Below are 26,679 nucleotides of genomic sequence, written 5' to 3' on the forward strand. Positions count from 1 at the left end.
CGGTTGCAGAAGGGTCGCCGGGCTGGGTGCCCCCCAAGGTTCGGCGTGATGAGCCGTATCGAGGTGACGAGGCGTAGTCGCTACCGGTTGTATTGTCGGCGCCGTAAACTTCATTGGTAATACGCGTGGCAACTACATTCAGTTCAACTGCGCAACGTCGCGATTCCCTACCAGTTGGTCGCAGCTTTCGTTTGTCATTAATTCGTCCAATGTGAAGGGCTTGAACCGGATCTAGACAATTTCGGATTCGTCAGAAATATTGCAACGTAAGGTTTTCAAGGCGTTATTACGTTGTTTGAAAGTGAGACATTGACTCAAGCCACAAAAGCATTCATGGGTGATGTGTTAACTTGGGTTTGACAATTTGGCTCGGTAACAGGGGTTGGGTGGTGGCAAAGCGCCTGAAGTCTGGCCTTTTCAGCTTGCCATCGAACCGCCGTGGTTCAGTGGCGGTCGAATTCGCCATGATTTCTCCACTGTTGATGGCGCTGTTTTTCGGCGCGCTTGAATATAGTTTTATTCTTTTCTCGTTCAGTTCGATGCAATTTGGTGCCAACGTGGTTTCGCGCCGGCTTTCAGTCAACAAGGTGACGATCGCCAACGTACCGGCCCGTGTGAAGACCTATCTTCCGGGGTGGTTTGCAAGCCGTGCGACGGTTTCAGTGACGCAGAGCGATCCGGCCAATCCACGGACCAATGTGATCAAGGTGCGGGTGACGCTGCCTGCCACCGCGGCAACGCCGATCGCACTCTTTACCCGCAACGCGTCCTGGACGCTGATTGCGGACGCGTCGCTGAACCAAGAAATCCCATACGAGGACTAGGTCGTGAAAAAGATGATCTTGAAAAAATGCGCCGTGATGCGTGACAAGAACGGCGCGGTTGCCTTTGTCGTGGCGGCCGCCCTGCCCGTCCTGATCGGCGGACTGGCACTCGCCATCGATGTGGCAAGCTATCGGATCGTCCATGGCCAGATGCAGGCTGCGGCCGATGCAGGGGCGCTGGCAGGCTTGATGCAGCTCGACACGGGGGGCAACATCGCGGCGAAAGCCAAGGACATCGTGACGCGGAACGTGCCTGCGAATTATGGCGAGATCACACGCACGAGCGATATCACGACCGGCTTCTATAGCAAGGGCGGAGGTTTCGTTCCCAGCAACGGCACCGACGTGAATGCGGTTCGCGTCGTGGCGATGCGCGACACGGGTCGCGGCAACGGCATCGGCCGCCTTTTTTCGCTGGTCTGGGGATCGAGCGAGATCAACGCGAGCGTGGTGGCGATCGCGGCGCGGCCGGAGAATTCCTTCTACACGCCCCCCGAGGGCGTTATCCTCGACAACGAAGCCGGCGATTTTAACGAGATGTACGCGTATTGCTTCGACCAGCTCGGTGGCGGCACGCCGGCGTCGCGGCGTACCCAGATGACGCGAATTGCCAACAACGTGCCGACGAACCAGAGTATCGCCTCGATCAGCGGCGGTCGCGAGGTCAATCCGATCGTCCCCATGCAGTGGCCGAACTGCAACGACAAAGGCCAGACGCTCAGTTTCCGGCTGCGCAATGTCCGGCATGTGAAGAGCAATCCGCAATTGTGGAACAACACCAACGCTGAAATCTCGGGTCGCCGACCCGGACGCCCGGTGTCCGACTATTACACCGATACGACCGTGGCGGACGGCGTCGAGACATTCCACATCGCCGCCAGTGAAAAGGTCCTCGAGACGGTTCGCTGCGATACGGCCCAATGCAGGCCGGCGAAGACAGGCAAGAACCGCACACCGGTGCTCGCGACAGAGCCGTGCCAGCCGGGCAAGTTCATGTATTTCGGTTGGGAGGATCGGCCGCCAGGGCGGTCAGGCGCAAAGGCCGACTGGCTCGACCCGGCGTGGACCGATACCGACTACGACGATATCGCGATCCGGATGAAATGTCCTGCCAGCGGCAAGCTCGGCGATCCTTCGGTTCGACTGGTCGGCTAGAAATTCGGACGATGGCCCGCCCACGTACTGCTTCTTTGCGGTGCGGGGGCGGGCCTTTTCGTGTCGCGTGACTGTCCGGACTTGACCTTCGAAGCATGGCCCCGTCTGGTCCGCTGGACGCAACCGTGTCGAAGGTGGCCTCAAGAACATGACTGCGCCTGCCCTTGCTGTTGCCGCGATTAGCCTGGCGGTGGATTTTTTCTCGTCGCCTGCCGTGCAGCTTGCACCGGCTGCGGCGAGAGCGAAGATCGACATCGATATCGCACAAGGGAACCGGGCGGTCTGCAGAACCGCTCCTCAAGTGCGCGGCATCTGGCTGCCGATCGCCGGCATCAACTGGTTGTTCGCGATCGGCGCGGCGATCCGGAGCAAATCTGCGCCGCTGCCCGGCGGTGTCGTCGACGCCCGGAAGCCGGGCGACCTGCTGACATTAGCGCTCGCCGACGTTGTTGCCAGGATTGCGCCGCCCAGAACATCCGCCGCGTCGAGGCCTTGCGCGTGCCGGCAACCGGCAAGATCGCCCTTGTGACGCCGAACAGCATGATGGTGGCCGACGAGCTGGTGGCCGCATGAAATCACCGCGATACGGCTTGACGATCTGGGGGCTGGTCGTCGGCGCAGTGCTTGGCTGGCTGTCGGCGGATTCCGTCGCCGTCGGTCTCGTGTTCGGCGGGCTCGCCGGCGCGCTTGCTGCAAAATGGTTGGCGAAGTCCATCCGCGACGTGGTGCGCGCCGAGACCGAAGCGGTGTTCGACGACCTGTCCGCGCAGCTTGCGGTTGTTCAAATGGGCGCGGCTGTGCCGCCTGCGCCGAAACCGGTGCCGCCGCCCATGGTGCTCGAACCTGTCGCCATTGGGCGCGATACTGTCACCGACAGCGTTGCCTTGCCCTTTGCTGCATCCGAACGGACGTTTCGGCCGATGCCCGTGGCGGACGATGGGCCCGGCGTGATGGCGAGTGCACTGGACACCGCGCGGGCGTGGTTATTGGGCGGCAATACCATCGTGCGTGTCGGGCTGATCATCCTGTTCGTCGGGCTGTCCTTCCTGGCGCGCTATGCGGCGATGGCGGGCATGTTCCCGATCGAGGTGCGGCTGGCGCTGGTCGGAGCGGCGGGTGTTGCGCTGCTCGGCGTCGGGCTGTTGCGGCGGGCGGCGCGGCCGGCGTTTGCGCTGGCACTGCAGGGCGCCGGGGTCGGGGTGATCTACATGACGGTGTTCGCAGCGGCGCGGTTGTTCGAGATCGTCTCGCCGACTGCGGCGCTGGTGCTGATGGTCATCGTCTGCGCGCTCGGGTGCTGGTTGGCGCTCAGGCAGGACTCGCAAGGGCTGGCGGCGGGATCGTTTGCGGGCGGGTTCGCGGTGCCGGTACTGCTTGGCGGCGAGGGCAGCAGCATCGGGCTGTTCGGCTATTATGCCGTGCTCAACCTGGCGATCCTGTTCATCGCGCACCGGCGGTCGTGGCGGATGATCAACCTGATCGGGTTCGTCGCGACCTTCGGCGTCGCGACGGCTTGGGGACTGCTGCGCTACACGCCGGCGACCTACGCCAGCTCGCAGGCGTTTCTGGCGCTGTTTATCGGCATCTATGTCGTCGCCGCGATCCTTTATGCGCGCAACACGCCGGGTCGGCTGGGCAACTTCGTCGACAGCACATTGCTCTTCGGGCCGGCGCTGATTGGCTTCGGCTTGCAGGTCGGGCTGGTGCGATCGTTCGAAAACGGCGACGCGATTTCGGCGGTGGCGTTCGGGGTGTTCTACCTCGGGCTGGCGGCGTTGCTGTGGCGGCGGACGGGTCCCGGATTTGCCTTGCTCGTCGGCGCGATGACGGCGATCGGCATCGGTTTCGTGACTGCGGCGGTGCCATTGGCGCTCGGCGCGCGCTGGACGGCGTCGGCCTGGGCGATCGAGGGGGCCGCGGCGTATTGGGTGGGGCTGCGCCAGTCGCGGTGGCTGCCGCGAGTGTTCGGACTCGCGCTGGTCGGCGTATCGGCGCTCATCTATCTCGGCACGATTGGCGACAATGTCGCGGCGCTCGCCGGGCTCGGGCAGCATGTGATCGGCGCGTTGACCATCGCTGCGGCGCTGCTGGCGATTGCCTGGTGGCTGCGACCAGGGGCGCCGCGGTCGCAACTGCTCTCGGGCGAGCAGGCGCTGCCCGAGGCGGCGTTCATCGCCGGGTTCGGGTTCGTATGTCTTGCAATCGGGCTCGAGGTGACGCGGCGCGTGCCGGCGGGCGATGCGGCCGTCACACCGGCGTTGCAGAGCCTGTTGTTCCTGCTGGGTGTCGCGGCAAGCGCTGCGCTGGCGACTTTTGCCGGACGGAAATTCGCCTGGCCGGTTGCGACCTGGCCGGGGCGGGTCTTGCTGGTGCCGGTGGCGATCGTGCTGGTGGCGCGGCTGGCGCTCGGCGAGCATGTGCTGGCCGGCCCCGACGGGGCGATCTGGCTGGCCGTCGCCGGGCTGCATGTTTCGGTCCTGTGGGCGAACGACCATGATGCTGGAACCGCGAGCGGCGGGCTGTTGCGGATCGCTCATGTCGGCAGCGTCTGGGTGGGCACGCTGGTGCTGGCTGATATCATCTGGTTCGGTATCGACCGCGGCGGGCTTTGGCATACGGCATGGGCGGCGGTCCTGCCGCTGCTCGGCGGGATTGCGGTGCTGGCGATCCTTGCGGCCTGGGGCGGCAGATCGGGGGCGACCGGGTGGCCGCGCGATCGCCATGCGAATGCTTATTACCGGACGGCAGCGACGCCGATCGCGCTGTGGGTCTATTTTGCGGCGATGGTCGCCGCCGTGGTGGTGCGCGGTCATGCGGCGCCCCTGCCCTATATTCCACTCCTCAATCCTCTCGAAGTGACGCTCGGGCTGGCGGTCGGCGTGCTGGTGTTTTGGCAGCGGACGCTCGAAGCGCGGCGACTCGACAGCGCCGGCAACGTGACCGGCAACGGCGTATGGGTGATGCTGGCGGTGCTGGTGTTCGTTGTCGTCAACACGGCCTGGCTGCGGATCGCGCATCATCTGCTCGGGGTGGAATGGAGCGCCGGTGGCTTGCTGGGCAGCCCCGTGGTGCAGACCGGGATCTCGATCTTGTGGACGTTGCTGGCGCTGGCTTCGATGCTGGCTGCGCATCGGCGGGTGTTGCGCGGGCTGTGGCTGACGGGCGCCGGGCTGCTGGGGGCCGTGGTGGTCAAGCTGTTGCTGCTCGACCTGTCGGCGACGGGCGATGGACAGCGGATCGTGGCGTTCGTCGTGGTGGGCGTGCTGATGCTGGTGGTGGGGTATTTCGTGCCGTTGCCGCCGCGGGCTGCGGAAGCTGACTAGGGCTCGGTGTTTTCGGGGAATGGCAGTGTGCGGCGCGGTGGATGCTGAAACGAGTTCAGCATGACGAGTGGATTTTTTGGGTTAGCTGGCGCGTTCGAGGAGGGCGGCGAAGGCGTCGACGTCGATCGCTTGGGCGCATGAGCCGCGGGCCATGGCGAGGAACATGGCGTCGCCGCGTTCGGTGCGTTTGGTCGCCGCCGAGGCGAAGATTGCCGTCGAGACACCCTGGAAGACGGTGACGCGATAGCCGCGCCACATCGCGTCCCAGCCATAGTCGCGGACGCCGTGGCGGCGGAGCTCGTCCATGTAGAGGCGGAGCAGGTCGTCTTCGTGCTTGCGGCGGTCGTCGAGCGAAAGCCCGGCCCCGAGGAAGTAGGAAATGTCGAGCAGGCCCGACGAGACCGACACCGATTGCCAGTCGAGCACGGCCAGCGGCACCGTGCCGCCGTGGGCGTCGAACAGCATGTTGTCGAGGCGGAAATCGAGATGGGTGAGGGTGATCGGGCTGTGCTCGACACTGAAGAAGGTCGCGACGAGGCTGGCGTAGCGATCGGCGACGGCCATGTATTCGGGTTCGAGGATGCCATCGTAGCGGCGGTGGAATTCGGCGATGAAGCCGGGCATGCCGTCGATGATCGACTGACCGCTGGCGGCGCGGCCGTTGATCCAGGCGATGTCACGCAGGGACGGATCATTCCAGCGCGGGCCGTGGAGGGCGGCGCCCTGGACCATGGCGTGCTCGGCGTCGGCCACCGAGCAGCCGGTGAGCTGGTTGCCCTGCCGTGCCGGGCCGAGATCCTCGAGCAGGACGACGAAATCGCCGCTGGCTTCGTCGATGGCGGCGAAATAGCAGGCGGGGGCACGGATGGCGACGGTGGCGGCGATCTCCTGGTAGAAGCGGACTTCGGTCAGATAGAGGCCGTAGTCGATTCCGGTGGCGCGGCTGACGGGGTCGGTCGAGGCGAATTTGCCGACGACCGATGCCGGGGCATCCTCGTCGCGGTCGTAGCGGAGGTCGAAGCGGATGCTGTCACCGAGCATGCCGGCGCCGACCGCCACCCAGGTGAAATCGGTGACGCGGGCGGACCGCAGGATGCCGGCATGGCGCAGGACGGCCGTCAGCCAGTCGGTCGTGACCGCCTGCGGCGTGGCTCGAATGTCCAATTCGGCGGGGCCTCAGGCGGCCAGCCTGGCGAGGCGTTGCTGGATGATGCCCTCGGCCTCGGCCATGATGCGATCGATGAGCTCCTTGACGGTGGGGACGTCGTGGATGAGGCCCTGGACCATGCCGGCGCTCCAGATGCCGTGTTCGGGATCGCCGTTGACGAGACCTTCCTTGCCGCGGGTGCCCTTGACGAGATGGGCGATCGACTCGAATGGCTCGCCGCTGCGCTCGATGCGGACGGCTTCGGTCGAGACGGCGTTCTTGGCGACGCGGGCGGTGTTGCGATAGCTGCGGAACATCAGCTCGGTGGAGCGTTCGTCGTTGGTGACCATCGCCTGCTTGATGCCGTCGTGCATCGGGGCCTCGACGGTGGCGCAGAACCGCGTGCCCATGTTGATGCCGTCGGCGCCGAGGGCCAGCGCCGCGACGAGGCCGCGGCCGTCGCCGAAACCGCCGGAAGCGAGCATCGGAATCTTGACCTTGTCGGCGGCGGCGGGGATCAGGATGAGGCCGGGAATATCGTCCTCGCCGGGGTGGCCGGCGCATTCGAAGCCGTCGATGCTGATCGCGTCGACGCCCTTGCGCTCGGCCGAGAGGGCGTGGCGGACGCTGGTGCATTTGTGGATGATCTTGACGCCGGCGGCCTTGAACATCGCCCATTGCTCGGCGATTGCCGGGGTGCCGGCGGTCTCGACGACCTTGATGCCGCTGTCGATGATGACCTGGGCGTAGCCGTTGTAGTCGGGCGGATTGATCGACGGGAACAGGGTCAGGTTCACGCCGAAGGGCTTGTCGGTCATCGTGCGGCAGCGGGCGATCTCGTTGCCGAGTGCGACGGGGTCGGGCTGGGTCAGCGCGGTAAGGAAGCCGAGGCCGCCAGCGTTGGCGACGGCGGAGACAAGTTCGGCGGTGCCGACCCATTGCATGCCGCCCTGGGCGATCGGTTTCTCGATGCCGAACATTTCGGTGAAGCGGGTGCGGATCATGAATTTGCCTCGTTTTCAGGAATCAGGTGCGTGTAGACTTCGTTGAGCGCGATGCGGTCGCCCGACAGGAGGACCAGGTCGAAACCGCGCAGGCGGCCGGCGCCGGGCATGTCGCAGTACCAGCGGCCACAGAAACCGCCTTCGATGGGCCAGGTTTTGTCGGGGACATAGGTCATCGGCGGGTGCCGGCGAAAAGCTGTTCGAGGTAGGCGCGCAAGGCCGGGTGGCCGGTGATGCCGACGGGGGTCTGCTGGTCGCGGTACTCGACATCCTCGGCATAGAAGGTCAGCAGGCGGTCGACATCCTTGGCGGACGAGGCGGCGAGCCAGTCGGCGTTGTAAGCGGCGATATCCATCAGGCCCCTGCCCCCAGTACGCGGGCGCGGTGTTCGGCGCCGAAGACTTCGGCGGGCACCGCCTCCGGACCTGCCATCACGGCGAAACCGTGCATGCCGAGCGTCGGATCGGCAGCGGCGGCCTCGTGATAGCGGCGGCGGCGTTCGCGGGCGGCGTCGCCGAATTCCATGTCGAGCCCGGCCTGGAGATCGGCGGCGGCCTTCAACCGGCGCATCCGCTCGGCGCGCTCCTCGGCATAGGGGCGGAAGTCGGGCTGGGCGCCGGGGGTGGTGTGCTTGAGAATGTCGGAGACTAGCCGCGTGTCGCGATAGGTGATCGACAGGCCGAGGCCGAGGATGGGATCGTTCCAGCCGGCGGCGTCGCCGACGAGCAGCCCGGCGAACCAGTGGTGGGGCTTGTCCTGGGTGAGCGCGATGCCGGCGGCACGGCGGACGGACGACTGGCGACCGTCGGCGCCGACGACAAGCGCGGCGCGGGCGGTGTGCTCGGCACCTTCATGAAGGTAGGTCACCGATGGCGATGCGCCGAGTTCGACCGATTGGACGGTGACGCCGCGAAGTGCCTGCGCTCCGGCGGCGGCGGCGGCGTCGAACAGGGTCTGGCAGTGCACGGGGTGGCGGATGCAGAGTGGGCCGGGGACGCCTTCGGCGAAGATGCCGAGCGGCAGCGGAGTCGCTTCGGCTTCGGCGGGATCGCGGGTTTCGTCATAGGTGACGTGGCTGGTCAGGTGATGGCCACCGGCGGCGACGAGCGTGTCGTAGAGGCCGAGCCGGCGGGTTTCGGCGACGCCCCATGGCGCGATCCATTCGCCGCGGACGCGGTCTTCATAGACGGTGGAAAGCTCGAGCAGCAGCACCGAGCGGCCGGCCTGCGCCATGACGGCAGCGAGCGAAGCGCCGCCGATCCCGCCACCGACGATGATCAGATCGTAAATCACGCGACCTCCTGGACCAAGCCAGTCGTTGAACCCTGATGTTCACTGGACGTTTCCTCCATTCCGCCGGCGTTGTCGAAATGGCAAAGCTGACAGGTGACAAGCGGGGCAAGTAATCCTTGGCATTCGGTGTAGAAGGCGGAATGATCTCGTCATCCTCGCCGCAAGCCATCGTGCCGCCGTCCGGGAGCGCTTTGGCGCCGGGGTATGCCGGGGCCGACCTCGTGGATGCCTATGCGATCGCACTGCCGGCGGATGCGACGCGCGATATCGAGGCATTGGCGCGGGCGATACTGACGCATCCGCCGGCGTGGGTCGGCACACTCATGCTGCTGCGCGACGCAATCATGGGACGTCTCGGGATCAAGACGGCGGGGCAATTGCGGACACGCGGCGACCGACGCGACCGCATCGATTTCTTCCCGGTCGTGTCGCGCTCCGACCGCGAGATCCTCGTCGGCGAGGACGACCGGCATCTCGATTTTCGGGCGTCGGTGCTGGTATTTGCCGATGGCGGCCAGGACATCGTCAGCATGACGACGGTGGTGCATTGCCACAATCGGCTGGGGCGGTTTTACCTGATGGTGATCGGTCCTTTCCATGTCGTGATCGTCAGGACATTCATCCGGAATGCTGCGCGGCGCGGGTGGCCAAAAGTCTAGAATTCACCGGCGACCCCGACACGCGCGGCGTTGTTGCCCTCGCCGGCAAAGGCGAAGCCGGCGGTGAGGGCAAACGGCTGTGCGGTACCGAAGCGGTGTGCGACCGAACCGCCGATGGCCTGTTCGCCGCGGAAGGTCGACCCGTTGAGGGTGTAGCTGGTGCGGCCGGGCGCCGACGGCATCGGGGCATAGCCGATGGCGACGGCGGCGGCGGTGCCCTTGCGCGCATCGCGCTCGACGTTGCGCAGGTCGAAGCCGAGCGCCGAGATGCGGCTGTCGGTATAGGCGTTGGACGCGGCAAGCCCCGCCGTCAGCCCGGACTGCAACTGCCCGACATTGGCGGCATCGCTGGCGGAGGTGCCCGGCGCGACATTGGTGATGCGGCGGGTGGCAAACGCCGAGCCGACCGAGACCACGTTGGTCGCACCATCGTCGCGCGAACCGGCGCCGAGGGCGACCGAGTTGGTGCCGGTGCTGACCGCGCCGGCACCGACGGCGACGGTGTTGGCTGCAACAGCAGCGCTGCCGTTGCCCATGGCGAGCGACTGGCTTCCGGATGCCACGGCGCCGGCGCCACCGGCCGAAGCATTTGCGCCGCTTGCCACCGGCCCCAATGCCCCGGCATTGTTGCTGGAAACGAAGCCCAGGCCTTGGCTGACGACCAGTGTCGAGAGGTTGACGACGGCGGCGTTGGTGGTAGCCAGTTGCGAGCCGTTGACCGCGTCACGCGATGCGGCGGCGACAAGCCCGTCGGCGACGCCGGTGACGGTCCGGGCGCCGCCGGTCCCGGTGACGTCGACGACAGTGCCGCCGGTTGCAGCCGCCACGGTGACCGGCGCCGCCGGGCCGGATTGCTGGACGATGCCGATGGTACCGGCGTTGATCTGACCGGTGAGATTGGTGACGTTGCCGGCGACGTTGGCGATGCCAGCTGCGTTGGCGGCTACGCCGGCTGTGTTGGCGGCTATGCCGGCGGTATTAGCGGCGATGCCGGCGGTGTTCGTCGTTGTCTGGCCCTGCAGCGTGGTGATGGCGCCGGTGTTCGTTGCGGTCTAGCCTTGCAATGTGGTGATCGACCCGGTGTTCGCCGCGGTCTGGCCCTGCAGCGTGCCGATGTCGCTCGAGTTCGTTCCGACCTGGGCGGTCAGGGCAGTGATTGCCCCGGTGTTGCCGCTGGACTGGCCTTGCAATGCCGTGATGGCGCCGGTGGTGGTCGTCAACTGGGCGTCGATCGCCGTGATGGCGCCGCCGACACTCGATTGAGCGCTGCCCTGGACGGTGTAGGCAGGTGCCGTTACCGAGCCATCGGCGGACACGACGGCGCCGCCGCCGAGCGCCGAAGCGACGCTTTGCGCGGTGTTGGCGAGTTGGCTGCCGTTGACCGCCTGCACCGAGCCGGCACCGACCGCGCCGGCTGCAACGCCGACAAGCTGCCGCGCATCGCCGGGATTACCGGTGCCGGTGCCGGTGAAATCGACTGCCGCACCGTTGGCGGCCGCGCCGGCGCTGATGTTGGCGCCGCTGGCGGGCTGAATCACCAGGCCGATACCGTTCGACGGCGCGCCCGCGGTCAAGCCGGTGATGGCAGCAGTATTCGAATTGATCTGGGTCTGCTGGCTGCCGTTTTCGACCTGGAGCGAGGTGATGGCACCGGTGTTGGTCGTTGTCTGCGTCTGCAGTGTGCCGATATCGGTCATGGTGCCCGCAACCTGACCCTGCAGCGCCGTGATGCTGGAGTTGTTGGCGCCGATCTGGGTAGTGTTGGCGGCGATGGCGCCGGTATTGGCAGTTATAGCGCTGGTGTTGGTCGCTATGGCGCTGGTGTTGGTCGCTATGCTGCTGGTGTTGACTGCTATGCCGCTGGTGTTGGTCGTGACCTCGCCATCGAGGGCGGTCAGCGCGGCACCGACGCTCGGTTGGACCACGCCTTGCACGGTGTAGCTGGGCTGGGTCAACACGCCGGTTGCGGCATCGTACGCCGCGCCGCCGCCGAGTGCCGATGCGGCAGCCGATGCGATAGTATCGGCGCGGACGCTGACCGATTGCAGCTGGCTGACATTGACGGCGTCGGTGGCCAGATTGCCCGCGGCGACCCCGGTGACCTGGCGCTGTCCGGCCGCGGTACCGAACGCGACTTCGCCGATCGATGTTTGCGGTAGCGTCAGCGCAAAGCCTGTATAGCCGGCTTGCGCACCGCGGCTGGCAAGCGAGTTCCGGCCCAGCGCGACGCTGTTGGCCGCGGTTGCCGAGGCAAAGCTGCCGATCGCCGAGCTGTCGACGGCCGTGGCCGAGGCGCCCTGCCCCAGCGCCGTGGTCCGCACGCTGCCGGCGACGGCGTTGACCCCATAAGCGACTGCCGAATTGCCGGCGGTGGCGTTGGTACCGGTAGCGGTCGAATTGGTTCCGGCGCGCGCGCCGTCGCCGAGCGCGGTGCCTTGCGGACCGTCGGCGACGGCGCCATCGCCGATCGCCGTCGAATTCTGGGCGCTGGCCACCGCCGCGTTGCCGATCGCGATGGTGTTGACCCGGGTGAGATCAGCGAGAGATCCGGCGGTAGCGAAGTTGCCGATGGCGATGCTGTTGACGCCGAACGCCGCGGCATCGCGGCCGAGCGCCGTCGTGGAGGCGGCGGTCGCTTGCGCGCCGTTGCCGATGGCGACACTGTCGCTGCCGCCCGCGAGCGTCGGCGCTGTCCGATCGTTGCCGATGGCGATACCGCCGTCGGCGGTGACCCGCGCTGCCGGTCTCGTGCCGGCGGGGCAATCTCCATTGCCGCTGATGGCGACGCCGCCCCTGGGAAGCCCCCCTGCCACGACGGCGGGCGGATTGGCGACGCACGCCGGCGCCGCGGGCGGATCCTGCGGATTGACCGCGACCTGCGCCAGTGCCGGGCCCGCGAACAACGGCAGCGTCATGGCGCCGGCAAGGCACAATGCGCGGCGGCGGCTTGGTGCAGGCGTGGCGATCCGGTTGTTGAAGACGCGCATGTTGGTACTCCCCTTGAAAATTCTACTGAATGACTGGCGACAACGTGCCGTCATGACGGCGTGGTGGCGCGGAGAAATCGACCAGCGGCGTGATCGCTGCGGGCCTGGATGGCCAACCGGTCCTTCCCCGAATCAGCCAATGTCGCCTGATACTGGCCCGGCGGCATGTGATCCCCCTGGCCGCACCCTATCTGAGGCCGACGCTGATCGTGTAGTTGCCGGTTTCATTGCGGCGGGCGGCGCTGGGCAACAGGAAGACGCTGATCTTGTAGTCGCCGCTGGTCGGCATTTCGCCGCTGAAGCTGTTGCCGCCGGTGGTGCCGTCGAACATGGCCTCGTCGACGCCGGGGGCGGTCACGTTGAAATGATTGGCGCTGTTCGACGAGCGGAACGCCACCGCCAGTGTTTGGCCGGCCTTCGCGCCGATGACATGGACTTTGGTGGCGAGGCCCCTTACCGCACCGCGGACGATCCTGGACGAAGTGCCCCGGGCGAACTCTACACGTTCGGTGTGGACGGGGTCCCGTGCGGATGCGGGGGCAATGGCCAATGACGCGGCGACGGTGAATGCCAAGGCATATCCGGGATCATAGCAGGGCAAGCCAGTCCGCATGATTCAACACTCGTGCCGCAAAAATGACTATACCTCCAAGTAGGTAAGCGACCTATAGACAAAAAATCGGTTTCGTTTCGGTGCCGACATCATCGACCCGGTTGCCTTGCGTGATCCAGAGTACAGCAGCGCATGGTCAGTCGATCGGCGCACGGGCTGTCATGTCGGCACCGCCAGGAAGGGGGATTTCGCGCAGGCCCGCGGTCAGGCCATCGAGCGCCTCGCCGGGAAGCGCTATTGCCAACTGCTTTTCCAACGCCCGAAAACTGTCGAGTATTACCCGGCCCTTGGCAGTCAGGCGGGCGCCGCGGCTGGTGCTGCCGCCGGCGGTGGTGTCGACGAGGCGCTCGGTCCAGCAATGGTTCATGCTGTCGACGAGCAGCCAGGCGCGGCGATAGCTCATGCCGAGCGCGCGGCCGGCGGCCGAGATCGAACCGGTGCGGTCGATCGCTTCGAGGAGATCGGCCTTGCCGGGGCCGATCGCCGGTTCGCCGCCGCAAAGCAGTTGCGTACGGATCTTGACGGGCCCGACCTGCACCGGACTATTTCCCGATCAGGACGTCGCTGGCCTTGATGATGACGGTGACCCGGTCGCCGAGCGCCAGCCCGAGGTCGGCGATGGCCTCCTCGGTGATGCTCGAGGTGACGATGTTGCCGCCGCCGATATCGATCTTGACGATCGCGTTCACGGCGCCCGGTTCGAGACCGGTGACCGTCCCGGAAATCTGGTTGCGCGCACTGATTTTCATCTATTCGGTCCCGATTGCTGCCGGGAGTGTATCGCAGCCGCTGCCCCGCCGCTACAGGCAGCGGCCCTGTCACGCGCCCCGCGCTGCCTCAGCGACCCTGAAGCGCACGTCGCGAGACGATGATGCCAAGCCTGAACAGGCGCCGTTCGATCTGCAGGCTGTTGCGGTCCAGGCCATCGATCATCGCGTCCATTGAGCTGCCCGCCGTCCACATCGACTGCAGCAAGTCATCGTCATCAGGCGACCAGCCGCTTTCGGCCGGGACCGGCGACGGCGTGGGGACGTCGAGCAGGCGCTCGACACGCTCGACCAGCGCCGACCATTGCGAACGCGTCACGCTGATCCAGCCACCGTCGAGCGTTGCGATCTGCAGGCGATCGTCGGCGTAATGGACGGTGAACTCACGGCGTGAACCATGTCGCCGCGGGGGGGCAAAACGCGCCTCGATCTCCACACCACACTCCTGCCCAACAGTATCAGGCCCCGGGGAGCACCGCCGCCAAGCTACGCGCCGGCGGTGTTTCCGGATGCGGACAATATCACAAAAATGGCGGGCAAGTTACATTGTAAAATCTTGTAGTTAAAAGACGCCGAAACTGAAGGGGATACGTAATGTGGTGCGTACATCGGCGGCGTCGCGGGTGGCACCTACTTCGACATTCCAGTTGATCGTCGTCGACTGCGAAGCCCGGTAGCTGACGCCGAACAGGAAGCGGCCAAGCTGGAGATCGCGCAGCTCGGTGGTGAACGGCGTTTCGCCGATGACGGTGCCATTGATGGGATCGCGCGTGGTGGCGCGGCCGGTGGTGGTCGAGCCGAACGACCAGTTATGGGCATAGCCGAAGCTGACGGCGGTGCGCTGGTTGAGCGAGATGCCGACGCCCGCGCTGAGTTGCAGCGCGTTGCCGGGATCGACCAGGTCGATGACGGTATCGGTGTTAATGCGCCGGCCGCCGACTTCGTTGTCGAAGTTGTAGGTGTAGCCAAGCGTGGCGAACAAGACTGCGGGATCGGTCGGCAGCAACGCGGTTACGCTGGGTGTGACACCCCAGAAGCCCGCGCCGGTGGCGGCTTCGGTGGCGACGCCGGCGCCGTTGCGCGGCACCTCGAAGGGGTCGGTGCCAGTGGGGGCGACGGCCTGCACGCCGGCGATGAGGAACGGCTTGCCGCCGCGGCCGTCGGTCACCTGGTAGCGAAAGCCGAACTCGACATCGCCGATGTTGCGGCCTTCCGCCGAGACGTCGGTGGTGCCGGCGCTTGAGTCCGCCGGGTTGGCGACGATGGGCGCCAGGACCGAGGAATCGCTGCGATAGACATATGGCAGGCGGCCGTTGATCTCGAACCGCCCGGTGATGCCGAGACGCGCGGTGATTGCGGCGGTCAGGATATCCTGGCGGTTTTCGTTGATGTCGAAGGTGCCGACGAGCACCGACTGCGGCACTTCGATGCCGCGGAAAATGGCACGGTTGCGATCGGCGCGGGCATATTCGATCGAACCTTCGAGGGTCAGTCGGCCGGGCTGGGTGATGACGCCGCCCTGATCGGCGAGGACGGCCACTTCGGGCGCGCGGTCCTGGTCCTCGGGGGCCTGGCCGACCGGGCGGCTGACGTCGGCGGCCGGGGGTGGTGCGGCCGAGGCGACCTGTGTCGGGGCCGGCGACCCGGCCGGAGCGGGCGACTGGGATGCGGCGCCAAGTTGGGTGAGCAGCCGGCTTTCCAGCGCATCGAGACGGGCTTTCTGGGCCTGCAGCGCCTGGCGTTCGGCGGCGATCTCGGCGCGCAGCTGCTGGAGATCGGACGCTTCGTTCGACTGCGCCAGTGCCGGCGCGGCCGCGAGCAGGGCCGCAAAAGAGAACGCCCCTGTCCACACCGGCGTCTTCGAAAGAGAAATCATTGCAGGTCCTAGTTGCGGCGGGCGGCCGCCAGCATCGCGGATTCGATCTGGGAGCCGAGGTTGTTGATGATCGTGCCGGCGTTGCTCAGATCGACGTTGACATGGGCGACAGTGTCGATGACGCGATTGTCGGCGGTGTTGCCGATGACGACGCCGGTGGCCTGCCCGACCAGTTGCCGGATTTCGATGGTGGGCCCGACCAGCGTGGTGACGAAGCCGCCGGCGTTGGTGGTGACGCGGGCGTCGCCGAACCGGGTCGGCGCCGAGGGTCCGCCCGGCACCAGTGGCAATGGCGTGCCGTCGCTGGCGGGGGCGCCGCTGCCGTTGAGCGTGACGACGACGGGCGCGCCCGGGGCCGAGGTGACGGTGGTGCCGGTGCGCGCGCGTTCGGTGATGACCACGGGGGGCTGCCAGGTGGTGATGCTGACGCGCCGGCCGTCGCCGACGGCGCCGGTGCCGCCGGTCGCGACCATGACGCCGGGGCGCTCGGTTGAGACGCTGGTGCGCAGCGCGAGGACGCCGTCGATGCGGGTCTCGATGGTGATGCCGATCGCGACCGACAAGCCGTTGGGTAGCAGGATGCCGCCGCGCATGGATGCGAGTTCAGGATCGGACAGGGCTTGTTGCGCCGAAAATGTCGACGCAGCGGCGGGAGCCGCGAGCGCGAACGCCATCAGGACAAGAGTGCGGGTCATTTGCGGGCTTCCCATGGTCAGATGTCGCCAAGGATGGGGCGGGTCAGGCTGAGCGCTGCTTGGCTCAGGGGTTCGGTCGGGGCAAAACTGGGCGCGCCGGGGGCGAGTGCCCATTCGGTGGGCGAGGCGAAGCTGCCAGTCTTGCTGCCGGCGCGCGCATTGATGACGAAATAGACGCCGTTCCAGATTTTGCTGAACTCGCCGGTCGTGATGCGGCGCAGGCCAAGCGCCGGGTCGCCGACGAGGACGCGGCCATTGTCGAAACCCTTGACGACGACGAAATGCTTGTAGCCCTGGGTATCGACCAAGGCGATGCCGGGTGAGCCGACGCGGGCGATCTGTTCGAGGGTGACCTTGTAGCCATCGGCGGCGATGCCGCGGCCGGCGAGGTAGCGTTTCATGTCGAGCAGCGAGAACCCGAGCCGGCGGATGGCGGCGCGGTCGCCTTCGCGCCACATGCCGAGGAAGACCGATTGCTCGTTCTGGGGGTCGCCATAGTGAAAGCGCAGCAGCGTTGCGAGTGCGCCGGAGCCGCAGCTGAAATCATATTGCTGCTGGATGACGGTCTGGAACTTGCGCTGCTGGACGCTCGCGACCGGCAGCGCGATATCGACGACGCCGGGCTGGTACAGGCGCGCGCCATCTAGGCCCGGCTGCGGGGTACAAGCAGCGGTCAGCACGAGGGCACCGATCAAGGCGGTGTTACTGCCGGATAGCGACATTGACGTTCAATGCGGCATTGATCGAGACGTTGTTGCCGGTGTTGGCGCTGACCACGGCGAGGCCGTTGAGGTTCTGGAAGGCGTTACCGCCAAACGACAGCGCGCCGGTCGTGGTCTGGCCGCTGACGCTGTTGTTGGAAACGACGCTCGAATTGTCGGCGCGCGCCAGTTGGGAGAGATCGGCCTTGCCGGCGATGCCGCCAAGGACGGCGTCGGTCACGGGAGCGCCGAAGCTGTCGGCGGCAATAGCGGGTGCCGCCATGACGAGCGCCAGCGCGGCGAGATGGATTTTCACGATTTGCCTCCTGAGCCAGGGACGGTGAGGCCGACGCGGATGCGCCGGCCCCGATCGCACCGGCGCGCTGCTGCGTGCCGGCTGCTTGAACGGCGCGCTGCTGCGTGCCGGTCGTTTTAACCGGCGCGCTACTGCGTGACGCCACCAAGGCTGATGCCGCCTGCCGAGACCGCGACGCTGACCGCCGCGTTTTGCGACGCTGCGACGCCGGTGTTCATGTTGAGCGACTGCAGGCCGGCGAAGTTCTGGAAGGCCGAGCCCGAGACGTTCAGGCTGTTGTCGACCGCGCCGCTGGTGCCGGTGCCGCCAGTCGACGAACCGCTGGGGGTGCCGCCGCCATCGCCACCGGGGGTGCCGGTGCTGCCACCGCTGCCGCCGCTGCTGCCGTTGTAGGCGACCGAGTTGCCGGTGACATAACCGGCAAGGCTGGCAGTCGAGACGACCGAGCCGCCGCCGAACTGGTTGCTGACGGCCGAGCTGCCGGGCGTCGTCGTCGTGGCAGCGCCGGTCTGGGCCAGCGAGCTGTCGGACGAATTGTCGTTGTACGAACCGTCGACCGAATTATCCGAACTGTCGTTGTTCGAATCATTGACCGAGTTGTTGGAATTGTCGCTGTTGTCGGTGTTGTCCGTGTTGTCGGTCGTGGAATTGTCGCTGTTGTCGGTGTTGGTGGTGGTGTTGGTCGTCCGCTGGTCGTTCGAATTATAAGTCGTCGACGAGCGATCCGAATTGTCGGTCGCGGAGCCGCCATTGTTGGCGCCAACCGTGCCGGCGCCCACCGAACTGTTGTCGGTCGACGAATTGTCCGAGCTGTCGTTGCCCGAATCATTGGTCGAGCTGTTCGAATTGTCGCTGGCGTCGGTCGTCGTCGTCGAATTGTCGTTGCCCGAATCGGCAACCGTCGCGCTGTAGGTCGCTGTCGAATTGTCGTTGCCGGAGTCGGCGACCGAAGTCGTCGAATTATTGTTGTAGGAGTTTGTCGTGCGAATAGTGTCGGGCACGACCTGGGCGGATGCAGCCCCGGACAATACCAGCGCCGCCAGCGACGCCGTGAGTAACAGTGTCTTTTTCATGATTTGATCCTGTTGCCAAAGTGCGATCTGCAGATCCCCCCACGAAATCGTGCGATTTCGCGCCCTCCCGAGGATCGGCCGACGTGCTGACTCTCTGGTCAGTGCGCCGCCCGTGATCACCTGGCGAACGGCCGCCAAGCCCGTACTGGATAGATAGACGGCTAATTCTTTGATGCTCCCCGTTCGGAAAAATCGGCCACCCTGTTTGGGGGGGCAGTTGCCATCCGATCGACATCGCCGGGCACCGGCATCATGCTGAGCAGCATCAGGCGGACAAGATTTGCCTGCCGGTGCACGCCGGTCTTGGAGAAGACCTGCTTGAGATAGACTCGCGCGGTTTCGTGCTGGACGCGCATTCGCGTCGCCGCCTCGCCAAGGCTGCGGCCGGCGACGAGATGATGGACGAGACGGGTCTCGGTGGGTCTGAAACCATAAAGCTGGCAGGCGCCCGCGAGCAGGGGCTGCACGTCGAGCTCAGGATCAACGATATAGAGGATCACCGACGGATCATCGTCATTGCCCGCGCGCTCGACCGGCATTGCGGCAACCGCCAGTGGGTGGCGGCCCTGGCGGCGGATTTGCAGCACCGGCGGCATCATGCCGCTCGGCCTTCCGTCCTCGGCGACGCTGCCGACGGTGTCGGCCAGTCGCAGCTGGTCCGCGCGCAGGACGGCGCGGACGCGGCGGTCGGCCTGGAGCAGCCCGTCACCGTCGGCAAGCAGGGCGTGGGCACTGCGGTTGGCTTCGAACAAGTGACAATCGGCGCCGACCAGCATGATGCCGAAGGGCGACGCCGACATGGCGCTGCGCAAGGCGTGGGCCTGTGACGATTGCCGCTGGTTCCGGCACCACAGGTCGATCCAGCCAGCAAGCCAGGGGTAAAGACGATTGAGCGCGCGCGCTTCGGTTCGGGTGAAGCGCGACTGGCCGGGATCCCTTAACAGGCACAAGGCAAAATGAGCGGCAGGTGTCGGCTCGAAGCCGATCACGAGGGCGTGGGACGAGCATTCGATCTGTTCGAGCAAGGAGTGGCGGAGCAGGCCGGCAAGCGCCTCGGGCGTGTAGATGCCGGATCTGTCGGCGCGTCCGGCGGCGGCGATCACCGTGCCCAGACCGGCGCCCGGCACGACCGGATAAAAGGCGACGGCCGCCGCATTTGCCGCCGACAGGACCAGTTCCAAGATTTTATCTATCTCGCGCGGCGCGGCGCGGTGGGCAGCAACTTCGATAAGTTCCATCGAGCCGAAACCCACGGACTGCTGCATCGTCCGCAACTTCAACCTCCCCTGCCGCTTAGTCTCCAAATAACCGATTTTGCATTGTGACGTTCCATACCAATAATGGGTAAGACAACAGGCGCCGCACCCCCGAATTAGTCATCGGGAGCAAGGCACCGGAATGCAGTGTCTTTGTGTACTGACAGCGCGATGATTGGCGTCTGGCACGACACTGCTGCGCCATGCACACAGCGGCCGGGCGCGGCGCGTGCTACCATCCGATTTCGACATGATGGGTTTTGATGGTCGGGGAGACAGGATTCGAACCTGCGACCCTCTGGTCCCAAACCAGATGCGCTACCAGGCTGCGCCACTCCCCGACGAGGGCTCACTAGGGGGAAATTTGCGGCGATGCAACAGCGGAGCGGCGGCGAACAGGAATGAAGCGGCGTTATCCCCAGGAATCAGCCGCAAATCAGGCCTTGAGCCGATAGCCGGTCCGGAAGATCCACCAGATGGCGACGAGGCAGGCGAGCAGGAAGGCGGCGGTGGCGGCAAGGCTGATGCCGACGGCGACATCGGCGGTGCCGAAGAAGGTCCAGCGGAAGCCGTTGATGAGATAGACGACGGGATTGAACAGCGTGATCGTCCGCCACGGTTCGGGGAGCATGTCGATCGAGTAGAAGGCGCCGCCGAGGAAGGTCAGCGGGGTGACGATCAGCAGCGGGATGATCTGGAGCTGCTCGAACCCCTTGGCCCAGATGCCGATGATGAAGCCGAACAGGCAGAAGGTGACCGCGACGAGGACGAGATAGGCGAACATGAGAAACGGATGTTCGACGCGCACGTCGACGAACAGGTTCGCCGTCAGCAGGATGACCAGCGCGACGATCGTGGCCTTGGTTGCGGCGGCGCCGACGAAGCCAAGCACGGTCTCGAACGCCGACAGAGGCGCCGACAACAATTCGTAGATTGTGCCGGTGAAGCGCGGCATGTGGATGCCGAACGAGGCGTTGAAGATCGATTCGTTGAACAGTGACAGCATCATCAGCCCGGGGACGATGAAACTGCCATAGTCGATGCCGTTGATCTCGGTCATCCGCGAGCCGATCGCGGTGCCGAAGACGACGAAATAGAGCGATGTGGTGATCACTGGCACCGCGAGGCCGGTCCACAGGGTGCGTTTGAAGCGGTGCATCTCGAAGCGGTAGATCGACCAGATTCCGCGGGCGTTGATGCGTTGGATGTTCATGCCGGCCGCCGATCACTGACCAGGCTGACGAAGATATCCTCGAGCGAACTCTGCCTGGTGTTGAGATCGGTAAAGGCGATGCCGAGATCGCGCAGGCGCGCCAGCAGCGAGGGGATGCCGGTGCGATCGGCGTGCCGGTCGAAGACATAGCGGAGCTCGCGGCCGTCGGCGTTGAGCTCGAGCCGCCAGTCGGCAAGTTCGGGCGGCAGCGCGGCCAGCGGTTCGGCGAGCAGGACGGTCAGCTCCTTGGTACCGAGCTTTTTCATCAGCGCCGACGTGTCCTCGACGAGGACGAGCTCACCGTTGTTGATGACGCCGACGCGATCGGCCATTTCCTCGGCTTCCTCGATGTAATGTGTCGTCAGGATGATGGTGACGCCGGTATCGCGGAGCGCGCGGACGAGCCCCCACATGTCGCGGCGCAGCTCGACATCGACGCCGGCGGTGGGCTCGTCGAGGAACAGGATGCGGGGCTCGTGCGCCAGCGCCTTGGCGATCATGACGCGGCGTTTCATGCCGCCCGACAGTTCCTTGATCTGTGCGTCGCGCTTGTCCCACAGCGTCAGGTCGCGGAGGATACGCTCGACGAGTGCCGCGTCTGGAGCGTGCCCGAACAGGCCGCGGCTGAACGCCACGGTATCGCGGACACGCTCGAAGGCGTCGGTGTGGAGTTCCTGCGGGACCAGCCCGATGGTGGCGCGCGCCTGCCGGTAATTGCGGACGATATCATGGCCATCGACGCTGATCGAACCCGCCGTGGCGTTGACAAGGCCGCAGATGATGCTGATCAGCGTCGTCTTGCCGGCGCCGTTGGGGCCGAGCAACGCAAAGATCTCGCCGCGCCGGATGTCCAGGTCGACGCCCTTGAGCGCGCGGAAGCCGCCGGCATAGGTCTTCTCGATTCCCTTTATGCTGATGATCGATTGCATCTGATACTGCCAGGCCGTGAAGCTGGAGACGGCTTAGCCTAATGCCGGGGGCTTGCAACCGATTGCCTGTCGCGGCGGGGGCACCGGTTGCCAAGACGGTGTAATCTGTCCAGCGTAGGGCATTGGCCCCTGCCCTGCTCGAAGGATGGTTCGATGAAGTTGTATTTTTCGCCCGGCGCCTGCAGCCTTGCCGCCCATGTTGCCCTGCACGAAGCCGGCGCGGCGTTCGACAGCGAGAGCGTCGATCTCAAGGCCAAGCGGACGGCTTCCGGCGCCGATTTCAACGCCATCACGGCCGAGGGCTATGTCCCGGTGCTGATCCTCGACAACGGCGAACTGCTTACCGAGAACGTCGCCGTGCTCGACTATCTGGCGAGCCAATATCCGCAGCTTGGCCTTGAAGGACCGCTCGGCCGCACCCGGCTGCTGGAAGCGCTGGCGTTCATTTCCAGCGAGATCCACAAGAGCTTCAAGCCGTTCTTTGGCGGCGGCGGCGATAGCGAAAAGGCCGACGCCGGAGCGTATGTCACCAAGCGCATGACCTATTTCGCCGAGCGCGTCACGAGCGACTATTTGTTCGGCGACGCGCCGAGTGTCGCCGATTTCTACCTGCTGGTGACGATGCTCTGGGCCGAGCGTCTTGGCATCGTCATCCCCGGCGCACTTGTCGGCGTGCTGGCGCGGTTGAAGGCGCGGCCGGCGGTGCTGGCGACATTGAAGGCCGAGGGCCTGGCCTGATGCCCACTCGCCCTTTCACCTTTGCCAACGCCGCCGGGCAGCAATTGTCGGGGCGGCTCGAGCTTCCGGTGGGGCGCGCGAGGGCCTGGGCGGTGTTCGCCCACTGCTTTACCTGCGGCAAGGACAATCTGGCGGCTGTGCGGATCGCGCGGGGGTTGGCGGGCGCGGGCATCGGCGTGCTGCGCTTCGACTTTGCCGGGCTGGGCGACAGCGACGGCGATTTCGTCGATAGCGGTTTCGGCCTGAACGTCGACGATCTGGTCGCGGCCGCCGGCGCCATGGCGGCCGCCGGAATGCCGCCGACCCTGCTCGTCGGGCACAGCCTCGGCGGGGCGGCGGCGCTTGCAGCGGCCGGGCACCTGCCCGACATCCGCGCCGTCGCGGTGATCGCGGCGCCATTCGATGTCGCCAACGTCCTTCACCAGCTGTCGCCGGCTGCCATCGCCGACATCGAGCGCAGCGGCAGCGCCGGCGTCACCCTTGGTGGGCGACCGTTCACCATCGGCCGAAAATTCATCGAGGACGTCCGCCATCAGGACCAGCGGGGGCGCATTGCAGCATTGGGGCGACCGTTGCTGATCCTGCACGCCCCAGGTGACGCGGTGGTCGGCATCGACGCCGCCACCGGCATCTATCTCGCCGCGCATCACCCCAAGAGCTTTGTCTCGCTGGAGGGCGCCGACCATCTCCTGTCCCGTGCGCGCGATGCCGAATTCGTTGCCGACATGATCGGCGTCTGGGCCGGCCGTTACCTCGGCGAACCGGCCAGCGATGACGCGAGCGCGTTCGATGCCGAGGCCGAGGAAACGGGTGCGAGCAGGTTCGACGTCGCCATGCGCGCCGGCACGGCAGATTTCATCGCCGACGAGCCTGAAAGCATGGGCGGGCTGGGAGCGGGCGCGACGCCGTATGACCTGTTGTGCGCGGCGCTGGCGGCATGCTCGACCATGACGCTGCGGATGTATGCGGAGAAGAAGGGCTGGCCGATCGGTCGCATTCGCACCGGCGTCGCGCACCGGTACGAGGCCGGCACCGCCCAGCCCGACGTGCTGGTGCGGCAGATCACCATCGAAGGCGACATCGACGATGAACAGCGCGCCGCGCTGGGCCGCGTCGCCGACCGCTGCCCGGTGCATCGCATCCTGGAGCAGGGCACGCGTTTCGACAGCGTCGATGTTCGGGCGGCGCATATGGCCGACGCCGGGACGCTCGTTCTTCCCGGGAACTGACGGGGGACAGGGCCTGACACCCTCAGATCAGAGCTGATTTCGCCTCATAGGCCAAGCAGCAGCTTGGCGATCAGGTTGCGCTGGATTTCATTCGACCCGCCGTAAATCGAGGCTGCGCGGTTGTTGTAGTAGCGCGGCACAGCCGTCAGCGCGCTTTCGGGCCCGACATAGGCCATCTGGCTGAGCGCCTGCCGCGCAGCGGTCTGTTCGACGGCGCCGTAGAGGCCGGCCACCTCGACCGCGAGTTCGTCGACTTTCTGCATGGCCTCGGTGGCCTGGATCTTGAGCAGCGACGACAGCGACCCCGGGTTGCCGCCGCCGACAAAGGCGCTGAGGATGCGCTGCTCGGTCATCTCGATGGCGGCAATGGCGACCTTCAGTTCGGCAACGCGCTGCCGGTAGTGCGGTTCGTCCATGAGACCTTCGGCGCGCGCCTGGTCCTCGACGCGCTGGATGCCGACCTTGAGGCCCGACGAGGCGCGGCCGCCGCGTTCGAACTCGAGCAGCACCTTGGCGACGGTCCAGCCATCGTTTTCAGCGCCGACGCGGTTGGCCTTGGGCACGCGGACATTGTCGAAAAAAACCTGGTTGAGCTCATGGTCGCCCGACAGCGAGATGATCGGCCGCACGGTGATGCCGGGGCTGGCCATGTCGATGAGCAGGAAGGTAATGCCCGCCTGCGGCTTGCCGGTTGTCGAGGTGCGGACAAGGCAGAAGATGCGGTTGGCGAAATGGGCGTGGGTGGTCCAGATCTTGGAGCCGTCGAGCACGTAATCGTCGCCGTCGCCGATCGCCGACATCCGCAGCGAGGCGAGATCGGACCCGGCGCCGGGCTCGGAATAGCCCTGGCACCAATAGTCCTCGCCCGACAGGATGCGCGGCAGATAATGGCGTTTCTGTTCCTCGGTGCCGTAGCGCATGAGCACCGGGGCGACCATCTTCAGGCCCTGCGGGGCGAGTCCGGGAGCAGAGGCGGCGGCGCATTCGCCGGCGAATATCCAGCGCTGGGTCTCGCTCCAGCCCGGGCCGCCGTACTCGGTCGGCCAGTCGGGCGCGGCCCAGCCTTTCTCGTTGAGGATCGCCTGCCAGGCGAGGTTGTAGTCGCGGTCGACGAAGACCGACGTCATCCGCCGGCCGACTTCGCGAAGCTCGGTCGTCAGTCGCTCGGCGAGAAAGGCCCGGACCTCGTCGCGGAACGCCAGGTCCTCGGGGGAAAGCTGGACGAGCATCAGTTGACCCGCCGCGTCTTGCCGGCCCAGTACGGATCGCGCAGTTCTCGGCGCAGGATCTTGCCCGAGGCGTTGCGCGGCAGGGCGTCGATGACGTCGATCGACTTGGGCGCCTTGAAGGCGGCGATGCGGGTCCTGGCGAAGGCGATGATGTCGGTTTCGTCGATGACGGCGCCGGGTTTGGCGACGACGACCGCCTTGACCGCCTCGCCCCATTTGTCGTCGGGGACACCGATCACGGCGACTTCGGCGACAGCGGGATGGCCGTAGATCGCGCTTTCGACTTCGGCCGGATAGACGTTCTCGCCGCCGGTGATGATCATGTCCTTGACCCGGTCGTGGATGTACAGATAGCCGTCGTCGTCGAGGTAGCCGGCATCGCCGGTGCGCAGCCAGCCGTCGGGGGCGATGGTCGCGGCGGTCGCTTCGTCGAGCTTCCAGTAGCCGCGCATATTGGCATAGGAACGCGTCGCCACTTCGCCGACAGCATTGGCCGGGACCGGATTGCCATCGTCGCCGAGGATGCGGATCTCGACGCCGGGCATCGGCAAGCCGGCGGAGCGCATCCGCGTGTTGCCGGCGGGGTCATGGTCCTCGGGCGGCAGATAGACGATGGTGCCGGTGGTCTCGGTCATGCCGTATTGCTGGCAAAAGCCGCAGCCGAACACTTCGATGCACTCCCGCAAAAGGTCGAGCGGAATCGGCGAGGCGCCGTAGAGAATGTATTTGAGCCGGCTGTAATCGACCTGCCGGGCCCGCGGCTGGCGAACGACGATCTGCAGTGCGGCGGGGACCATGAACATCTTCGAGACCCGGTCGTTCTCGATGTAATCGAGCACCTTGAGCGGGTCGAATTCACGCGCGATGACGCCCTTGGCGCCGTTGACGAGGCCGACCAGCCCCCAGCCGGTGCCGCCGATATGCGCAACCGGCATGGCGACGAGGCTGACGTCGTCGGGCCCCCAGTCGTTCCAGTCCATCGGGTGCTCGCGGCCAAGCCGGCGCCCGGTGAGCAAATTGTCATGTGTAAGCATCGCGCCCTTGGGCCGGCCGGTTGTGCCCGAAGTGTAAAGCTGAATGGTCACGTCGCCGGGCTGGACGATGACGTCGGGCGCGATGCTGGCCTGGGCGTCGCGCCAGTTTTCGAAGGTCGGGAACGCCGAGCCGGCTTCCATTGCGATGACGGTGCGGCCCTCGAGCTCGGCGGAATGGGCGACGACCATGTCGGCGAACTCGCCACCGACGAACACTAACGCCGCTTCCGAGTTGTTGATGATGAAGGCCATTTCCGCCGGGGCCAACCGCCAACCTACGGGGACCATGACGACCCCGGCCTTTGCCGCCCCGAGCAAAAGTTCGAAATAATGGTCGCTGTTTTTGCCGAGGTAGGCGATGCGTCGGCCTTGCGCGATGCCCGCCGCGGCCAGCGCATTGGCGACCTGGTTGGTGTGCGCGTCGAGCGCTGCAAAGCTGGTATGACGCCCTTCGAATTCGAACGCGGTCGCGTCTGGGCGCACCGCTGCATGGCCGCGCGTCACGTCGCCGAGGGTCTGCATATCAGCCAGGTCGAGGCCGCCGGCGACGGCCAATGGTCTTGCGTCGTCGAGCTTCATCTTCACTCCCTCGCGCCGGTGATCCGGGCGTCGAGCGGC

Annotated in this window: 29 protein-coding genes and 1 tRNA gene; 8 read left to right on the top strand and 22 right to left on the bottom strand. The window is 66.1% G+C overall.

What is annotated here, in order from left to right:
* Positions 1 to 389 precede the first annotated feature (389 nt).
* From IEW98_RS06100 to IEW98_RS06115, 4 genes are all read left to right on the top strand, one after another.
* A complete protein-coding gene (locus IEW98_RS06100; RefSeq protein WP_188762039.1) occupies positions 390 to 824 on the top strand; it encodes a TadE/TadG family type IV pilus assembly protein in 435 nt (144 codons plus the stop codon).
* A 12-nt stretch (positions 825 to 836) separates the two neighbouring features.
* A complete protein-coding gene (locus tag IEW98_RS06105) occupies positions 837 to 1,979 on the top strand; it encodes a pilus assembly protein TadG-related protein (RefSeq protein ID WP_243450592.1) in 1,143 nt (380 codons plus the stop codon).
* 148 nt (positions 1,980 to 2,127) lie between these two features.
* Positions 2,128 to 2,508, top strand: a complete 381-nt coding sequence (locus tag IEW98_RS06110) for a hypothetical protein (RefSeq protein ID WP_188762041.1) — start codon at positions 2,128 to 2,130, stop codon at positions 2,506 to 2,508.
* Between the two features lie 40 nt (positions 2,509 to 2,548).
* Positions 2,549 to 5,302: a DUF2339 domain-containing protein gene (locus tag IEW98_RS06115; protein WP_243450577.1), complete on the top strand. Its 2,754-nt coding sequence runs from the start codon at positions 2,549 to 2,551 to the stop codon at positions 5,300 to 5,302.
* Positions 5,303 to 5,383: 81 nt separating this feature from the next.
* On the opposite strand, the gene IEW98_RS06120 is transcribed toward IEW98_RS06115, so the two are convergent.
* From IEW98_RS06120 to IEW98_RS06135, 5 genes are read right to left on the bottom strand one after another with little or no spacing between them, the layout of a single operon-like run.
* Complete coding sequence (locus IEW98_RS06120) at positions 5,384 to 6,466, bottom strand: oxidoreductase family protein (protein WP_188762042.1); 1,083 nt, start codon at positions 6,464 to 6,466, stop codon at positions 5,384 to 5,386.
* Positions 6,467 to 6,478: 12 nt separating this feature from the next.
* Entirely contained in the window at positions 6,479 to 7,453 is a 975-nt protein-coding gene (locus IEW98_RS06125; RefSeq protein ID WP_188762043.1) for an NAD(P)H-dependent flavin oxidoreductase, read from the bottom strand.
* Positions 7,450 to 7,629 carry a hypothetical protein gene (locus IEW98_RS16140; RefSeq protein ID WP_207792516.1) on the bottom strand — a complete coding sequence of 60 codons (180 nt, stop codon included), beginning with the start codon at positions 7,627 to 7,629 and terminating at the stop codon, positions 7,450 to 7,452. Before IEW98_RS16140 ends, IEW98_RS06125 begins: the two co-directional genes overlap by 4 nt.
* The gene (locus tag IEW98_RS16145; protein WP_207792517.1) at positions 7,626 to 7,808 is read right to left on the bottom strand and encodes a nuclear transport factor 2 family protein; all 183 of its coding nucleotides are present in this window, start codon (positions 7,806 to 7,808) and stop codon (positions 7,626 to 7,628) included. The genes IEW98_RS16140 and IEW98_RS16145 overlap by 4 nt, the downstream gene beginning before the upstream one ends.
* Positions 7,808 to 8,746 (bottom strand): FAD-dependent oxidoreductase, encoded by a 939-nt coding sequence (locus IEW98_RS06135; RefSeq protein ID WP_188762044.1) that lies wholly within the window; start codon positions 8,744 to 8,746, stop codon positions 7,808 to 7,810. The genes IEW98_RS16145 and IEW98_RS06135 overlap by 1 nt, the downstream gene beginning before the upstream one ends.
* Positions 8,747 to 8,886: 140 nt before the next feature.
* Here IEW98_RS06135 and IEW98_RS06140 point away from each other — a divergent pair, with 140 nt between their 5' ends.
* Positions 8,887 to 9,405, top strand: coding sequence for a DUF2867 domain-containing protein (locus IEW98_RS06140; protein WP_188762045.1), 519 nt, complete (start codon positions 8,887 to 8,889; stop codon positions 9,403 to 9,405).
* Here IEW98_RS06140 and IEW98_RS06145 read toward each other — a convergent pair.
* Positions 9,402 to 10,232, bottom strand: a complete 831-nt coding sequence (locus tag IEW98_RS06145) for a YadA-like family protein (RefSeq protein WP_188762046.1) — start codon at positions 10,230 to 10,232, stop codon at positions 9,402 to 9,404. The genes IEW98_RS06140 and IEW98_RS06145 overlap by 4 nt on opposite strands.
* Before the next feature lie 64 nt (positions 10,233 to 10,296).
* Between IEW98_RS06145 and IEW98_RS06150 the strand changes: the two genes are divergently transcribed.
* On the top strand, positions 10,297 to 10,461 hold the full coding sequence (locus IEW98_RS06150) for a hypothetical protein (RefSeq protein WP_188762047.1): 165 nt from the start codon (positions 10,297 to 10,299) through the stop codon (positions 10,459 to 10,461).
* On the opposite strand, the gene IEW98_RS06155 is transcribed toward IEW98_RS06150, so the two are convergent.
* From IEW98_RS06155 to IEW98_RS06220, 14 genes are all read right to left on the bottom strand, one after another.
* Positions 10,458 to 12,392 (bottom strand): hypothetical protein, encoded by a 1,935-nt coding sequence (locus tag IEW98_RS06155; RefSeq protein ID WP_188762048.1) that lies wholly within the window; start codon positions 12,390 to 12,392, stop codon positions 10,458 to 10,460. The two genes, IEW98_RS06150 and IEW98_RS06155, sit on opposite strands and share 4 nt — an antisense overlap.
* A 187-nt stretch (positions 12,393 to 12,579) precedes the next feature.
* Complete coding sequence (locus IEW98_RS06160) at positions 12,580 to 12,966, bottom strand: DNA breaking-rejoining protein (protein WP_188762049.1); 387 nt, start codon at positions 12,964 to 12,966, stop codon at positions 12,580 to 12,582.
* 175 nt (positions 12,967 to 13,141) lie between these two features.
* Positions 13,142 to 13,543: a winged helix-turn-helix domain-containing protein gene (locus tag IEW98_RS06165; protein WP_188762050.1), complete on the bottom strand. Its 402-nt coding sequence runs from the start codon at positions 13,541 to 13,543 to the stop codon at positions 13,142 to 13,144.
* Positions 13,544 to 13,547: 4 nt separating this feature from the next.
* Positions 13,548 to 13,754: a TOBE domain-containing protein gene (locus IEW98_RS06170; protein WP_188762051.1), complete on the bottom strand. Its 207-nt coding sequence runs from the start codon at positions 13,752 to 13,754 to the stop codon at positions 13,548 to 13,550.
* Positions 13,755 to 13,842: 88 nt separating this feature from the next.
* Positions 13,843 to 14,208, bottom strand: coding sequence for a hypothetical protein (locus IEW98_RS06175; protein WP_188762052.1), 366 nt, complete (start codon positions 14,206 to 14,208; stop codon positions 13,843 to 13,845).
* 126 nt (positions 14,209 to 14,334) lie between these two features.
* On the bottom strand, positions 14,335 to 15,648 hold the full coding sequence (locus IEW98_RS06180) for a transporter (protein ID WP_188762053.1): 1,314 nt from the start codon (positions 15,646 to 15,648) through the stop codon (positions 14,335 to 14,337).
* A gap of 8 nt (positions 15,649 to 15,656) precedes the next feature.
* Positions 15,657 to 16,343, bottom strand: a complete 687-nt coding sequence (locus IEW98_RS06185; RefSeq protein ID WP_188762054.1) for a hypothetical protein — start codon at positions 16,341 to 16,343, stop codon at positions 15,657 to 15,659.
* Positions 16,344 to 16,360: 17 nt separating this feature from the next.
* Complete coding sequence (locus tag IEW98_RS06190; RefSeq protein ID WP_243450578.1) at positions 16,361 to 17,038, bottom strand: C39 family peptidase; 678 nt, start codon at positions 17,036 to 17,038, stop codon at positions 16,361 to 16,363.
* 7 nt (positions 17,039 to 17,045) lie between these two features.
* Positions 17,046 to 17,360: a hypothetical protein gene (locus IEW98_RS06195; protein WP_188762056.1), complete on the bottom strand. Its 315-nt coding sequence runs from the start codon at positions 17,358 to 17,360 to the stop codon at positions 17,046 to 17,048.
* A gap of 128 nt (positions 17,361 to 17,488) precedes the next feature.
* A complete protein-coding gene (locus tag IEW98_RS06200) occupies positions 17,489 to 18,433 on the bottom strand; it encodes a hypothetical protein (protein ID WP_188762057.1) in 945 nt (314 codons plus the stop codon).
* 161 nt (positions 18,434 to 18,594) lie between these two features.
* Complete coding sequence (locus IEW98_RS06205) at positions 18,595 to 19,671, bottom strand: helix-turn-helix transcriptional regulator (protein ID WP_188762058.1); 1,077 nt, start codon at positions 19,669 to 19,671, stop codon at positions 18,595 to 18,597.
* A 282-nt stretch (positions 19,672 to 19,953) separates the two neighbouring features.
* Positions 19,954 to 20,030, bottom strand: a tRNA-Pro gene (locus IEW98_RS06210).
* Between the two features lie 95 nt (positions 20,031 to 20,125).
* Positions 20,126 to 20,902, bottom strand: a complete 777-nt coding sequence (locus IEW98_RS06215; protein ID WP_188762059.1) for an ABC transporter permease — start codon at positions 20,900 to 20,902, stop codon at positions 20,126 to 20,128.
* A complete protein-coding gene (locus IEW98_RS06220; RefSeq protein WP_188762060.1) occupies positions 20,899 to 21,831 on the bottom strand; it encodes an ABC transporter ATP-binding protein in 933 nt (310 codons plus the stop codon). The genes IEW98_RS06215 and IEW98_RS06220 overlap by 4 nt, the downstream gene beginning before the upstream one ends.
* A 153-nt stretch (positions 21,832 to 21,984) precedes the next feature.
* Between IEW98_RS06220 and IEW98_RS06225 the strand changes: the two genes are divergently transcribed.
* Entirely contained in the window at positions 21,985 to 22,569 is a 585-nt protein-coding gene (locus IEW98_RS06225; protein ID WP_188762061.1) for a glutathione S-transferase N-terminal domain-containing protein, read from the top strand.
* Positions 22,569 to 23,798, top strand: coding sequence for a bifunctional alpha/beta hydrolase/OsmC family protein (locus IEW98_RS06230; protein ID WP_188762062.1), 1,230 nt, complete (start codon positions 22,569 to 22,571; stop codon positions 23,796 to 23,798). Before IEW98_RS06225 ends, IEW98_RS06230 begins: the two co-directional genes overlap by 1 nt.
* A 44-nt stretch (positions 23,799 to 23,842) precedes the next feature.
* Here the strand turns inward: IEW98_RS06230 and IEW98_RS06235 are convergent, their stop codons facing one another.
* On the bottom strand, positions 23,843 to 25,027 hold the full coding sequence (locus IEW98_RS06235) for an acyl-CoA dehydrogenase family protein (protein WP_188762063.1): 1,185 nt from the start codon (positions 25,025 to 25,027) through the stop codon (positions 23,843 to 23,845).
* Positions 25,027 to 26,640: a fatty acid--CoA ligase gene (locus IEW98_RS06240; protein ID WP_243450579.1), complete on the bottom strand. Its 1,614-nt coding sequence runs from the start codon at positions 26,638 to 26,640 to the stop codon at positions 25,027 to 25,029. The genes IEW98_RS06235 and IEW98_RS06240 overlap by 1 nt, the downstream gene beginning before the upstream one ends.
* Positions 26,641 to 26,679 lie beyond the last annotated feature (39 nt).

Origin of the sequence: Sandarakinorhabdus glacialis, assembly GCF_014643455.1 — a bacterium.
Taxonomy (GTDB): domain Bacteria; phylum Pseudomonadota; class Alphaproteobacteria; order Sphingomonadales; family Sphingomonadaceae; genus Sandarakinorhabdus; species Sandarakinorhabdus glacialis.

Excerpts from the sequence above, each read along its gene's own strand:
- IEW98_RS06200 (WP_188762057.1), bottom strand. The coding sequence starts at position 18,433 with ATGAAAAAGACACTGTTACTCACGGCGTCGCTGGCGGCGCTGGTATTG.
- IEW98_RS06205 (WP_188762058.1), bottom strand. The coding sequence starts at position 19,671 with ATGGAACTTATCGAAGTTGCTGCCCACCGCGCCGCGCCGCGCGAGATA.
- IEW98_RS16145 (WP_207792517.1), bottom strand. The coding sequence starts at position 7,808 with ATGGATATCGCCGCTTACAACGCCGACTGGCTCGCCGCCTCGTCCGCC.
- IEW98_RS06155 (WP_188762048.1), bottom strand. The coding sequence starts at position 12,392 with ATGCGCGTCTTCAACAACCGGATCGCCACGCCTGCACCAAGCCGCCGC.
- IEW98_RS06240 (WP_243450579.1), bottom strand. The coding sequence starts at position 26,640 with ATGAAGCTCGACGACGCAAGACCATTGGCCGTCGCCGGCGGCCTCGAC.
- IEW98_RS06185 (WP_188762054.1), bottom strand. The coding sequence starts at position 16,343 with ATGACCCGCACTCTTGTCCTGATGGCGTTCGCGCTCGCGGCTCCCGCC.
- IEW98_RS06125 (WP_188762043.1), bottom strand. The coding sequence starts at position 7,453 with ATGATCCGCACCCGCTTCACCGAAATGTTCGGCATCGAGAAACCGATC.
- IEW98_RS06115 (WP_243450577.1), top strand. The coding sequence starts at position 2,549 with ATGAAATCACCGCGATACGGCTTGACGATCTGGGGGCTGGTCGTCGGC.
- IEW98_RS06170 (WP_188762051.1), bottom strand. The coding sequence starts at position 13,754 with ATGAAAATCAGTGCGCGCAACCAGATTTCCGGGACGGTCACCGGTCTC.
- IEW98_RS06235 (WP_188762063.1), bottom strand. The coding sequence starts at position 25,027 with ATGCTCGTCCAGCTTTCCCCCGAGGACCTGGCGTTCCGCGACGAGGTC.
- IEW98_RS06140 (WP_188762045.1), top strand. The coding sequence starts at position 8,887 with ATGATCTCGTCATCCTCGCCGCAAGCCATCGTGCCGCCGTCCGGGAGC.
- IEW98_RS16140 (WP_207792516.1), bottom strand. The coding sequence starts at position 7,629 with ATGACCTATGTCCCCGACAAAACCTGGCCCATCGAAGGCGGTTTCTGT.
- IEW98_RS06225 (WP_188762061.1), top strand. The coding sequence starts at position 21,985 with ATGAAGTTGTATTTTTCGCCCGGCGCCTGCAGCCTTGCCGCCCATGTT.
- IEW98_RS06180 (WP_188762053.1), bottom strand. The coding sequence starts at position 15,648 with ATGATTTCTCTTTCGAAGACGCCGGTGTGGACAGGGGCGTTCTCTTTT.
- IEW98_RS06220 (WP_188762060.1), bottom strand. The coding sequence starts at position 21,831 with ATGCAATCGATCATCAGCATAAAGGGAATCGAGAAGACCTATGCCGGC.
- IEW98_RS06230 (WP_188762062.1), top strand. The coding sequence starts at position 22,569 with ATGCCCACTCGCCCTTTCACCTTTGCCAACGCCGCCGGGCAGCAATTG.
- IEW98_RS06215 (WP_188762059.1), bottom strand. The coding sequence starts at position 20,902 with ATGAACATCCAACGCATCAACGCCCGCGGAATCTGGTCGATCTACCGC.
- IEW98_RS06105 (WP_243450592.1), top strand. The coding sequence starts at position 837 with ATGATCTTGAAAAAATGCGCCGTGATGCGTGACAAGAACGGCGCGGTT.
- IEW98_RS06110 (WP_188762041.1), top strand. The coding sequence starts at position 2,128 with ATGACTGCGCCTGCCCTTGCTGTTGCCGCGATTAGCCTGGCGGTGGAT.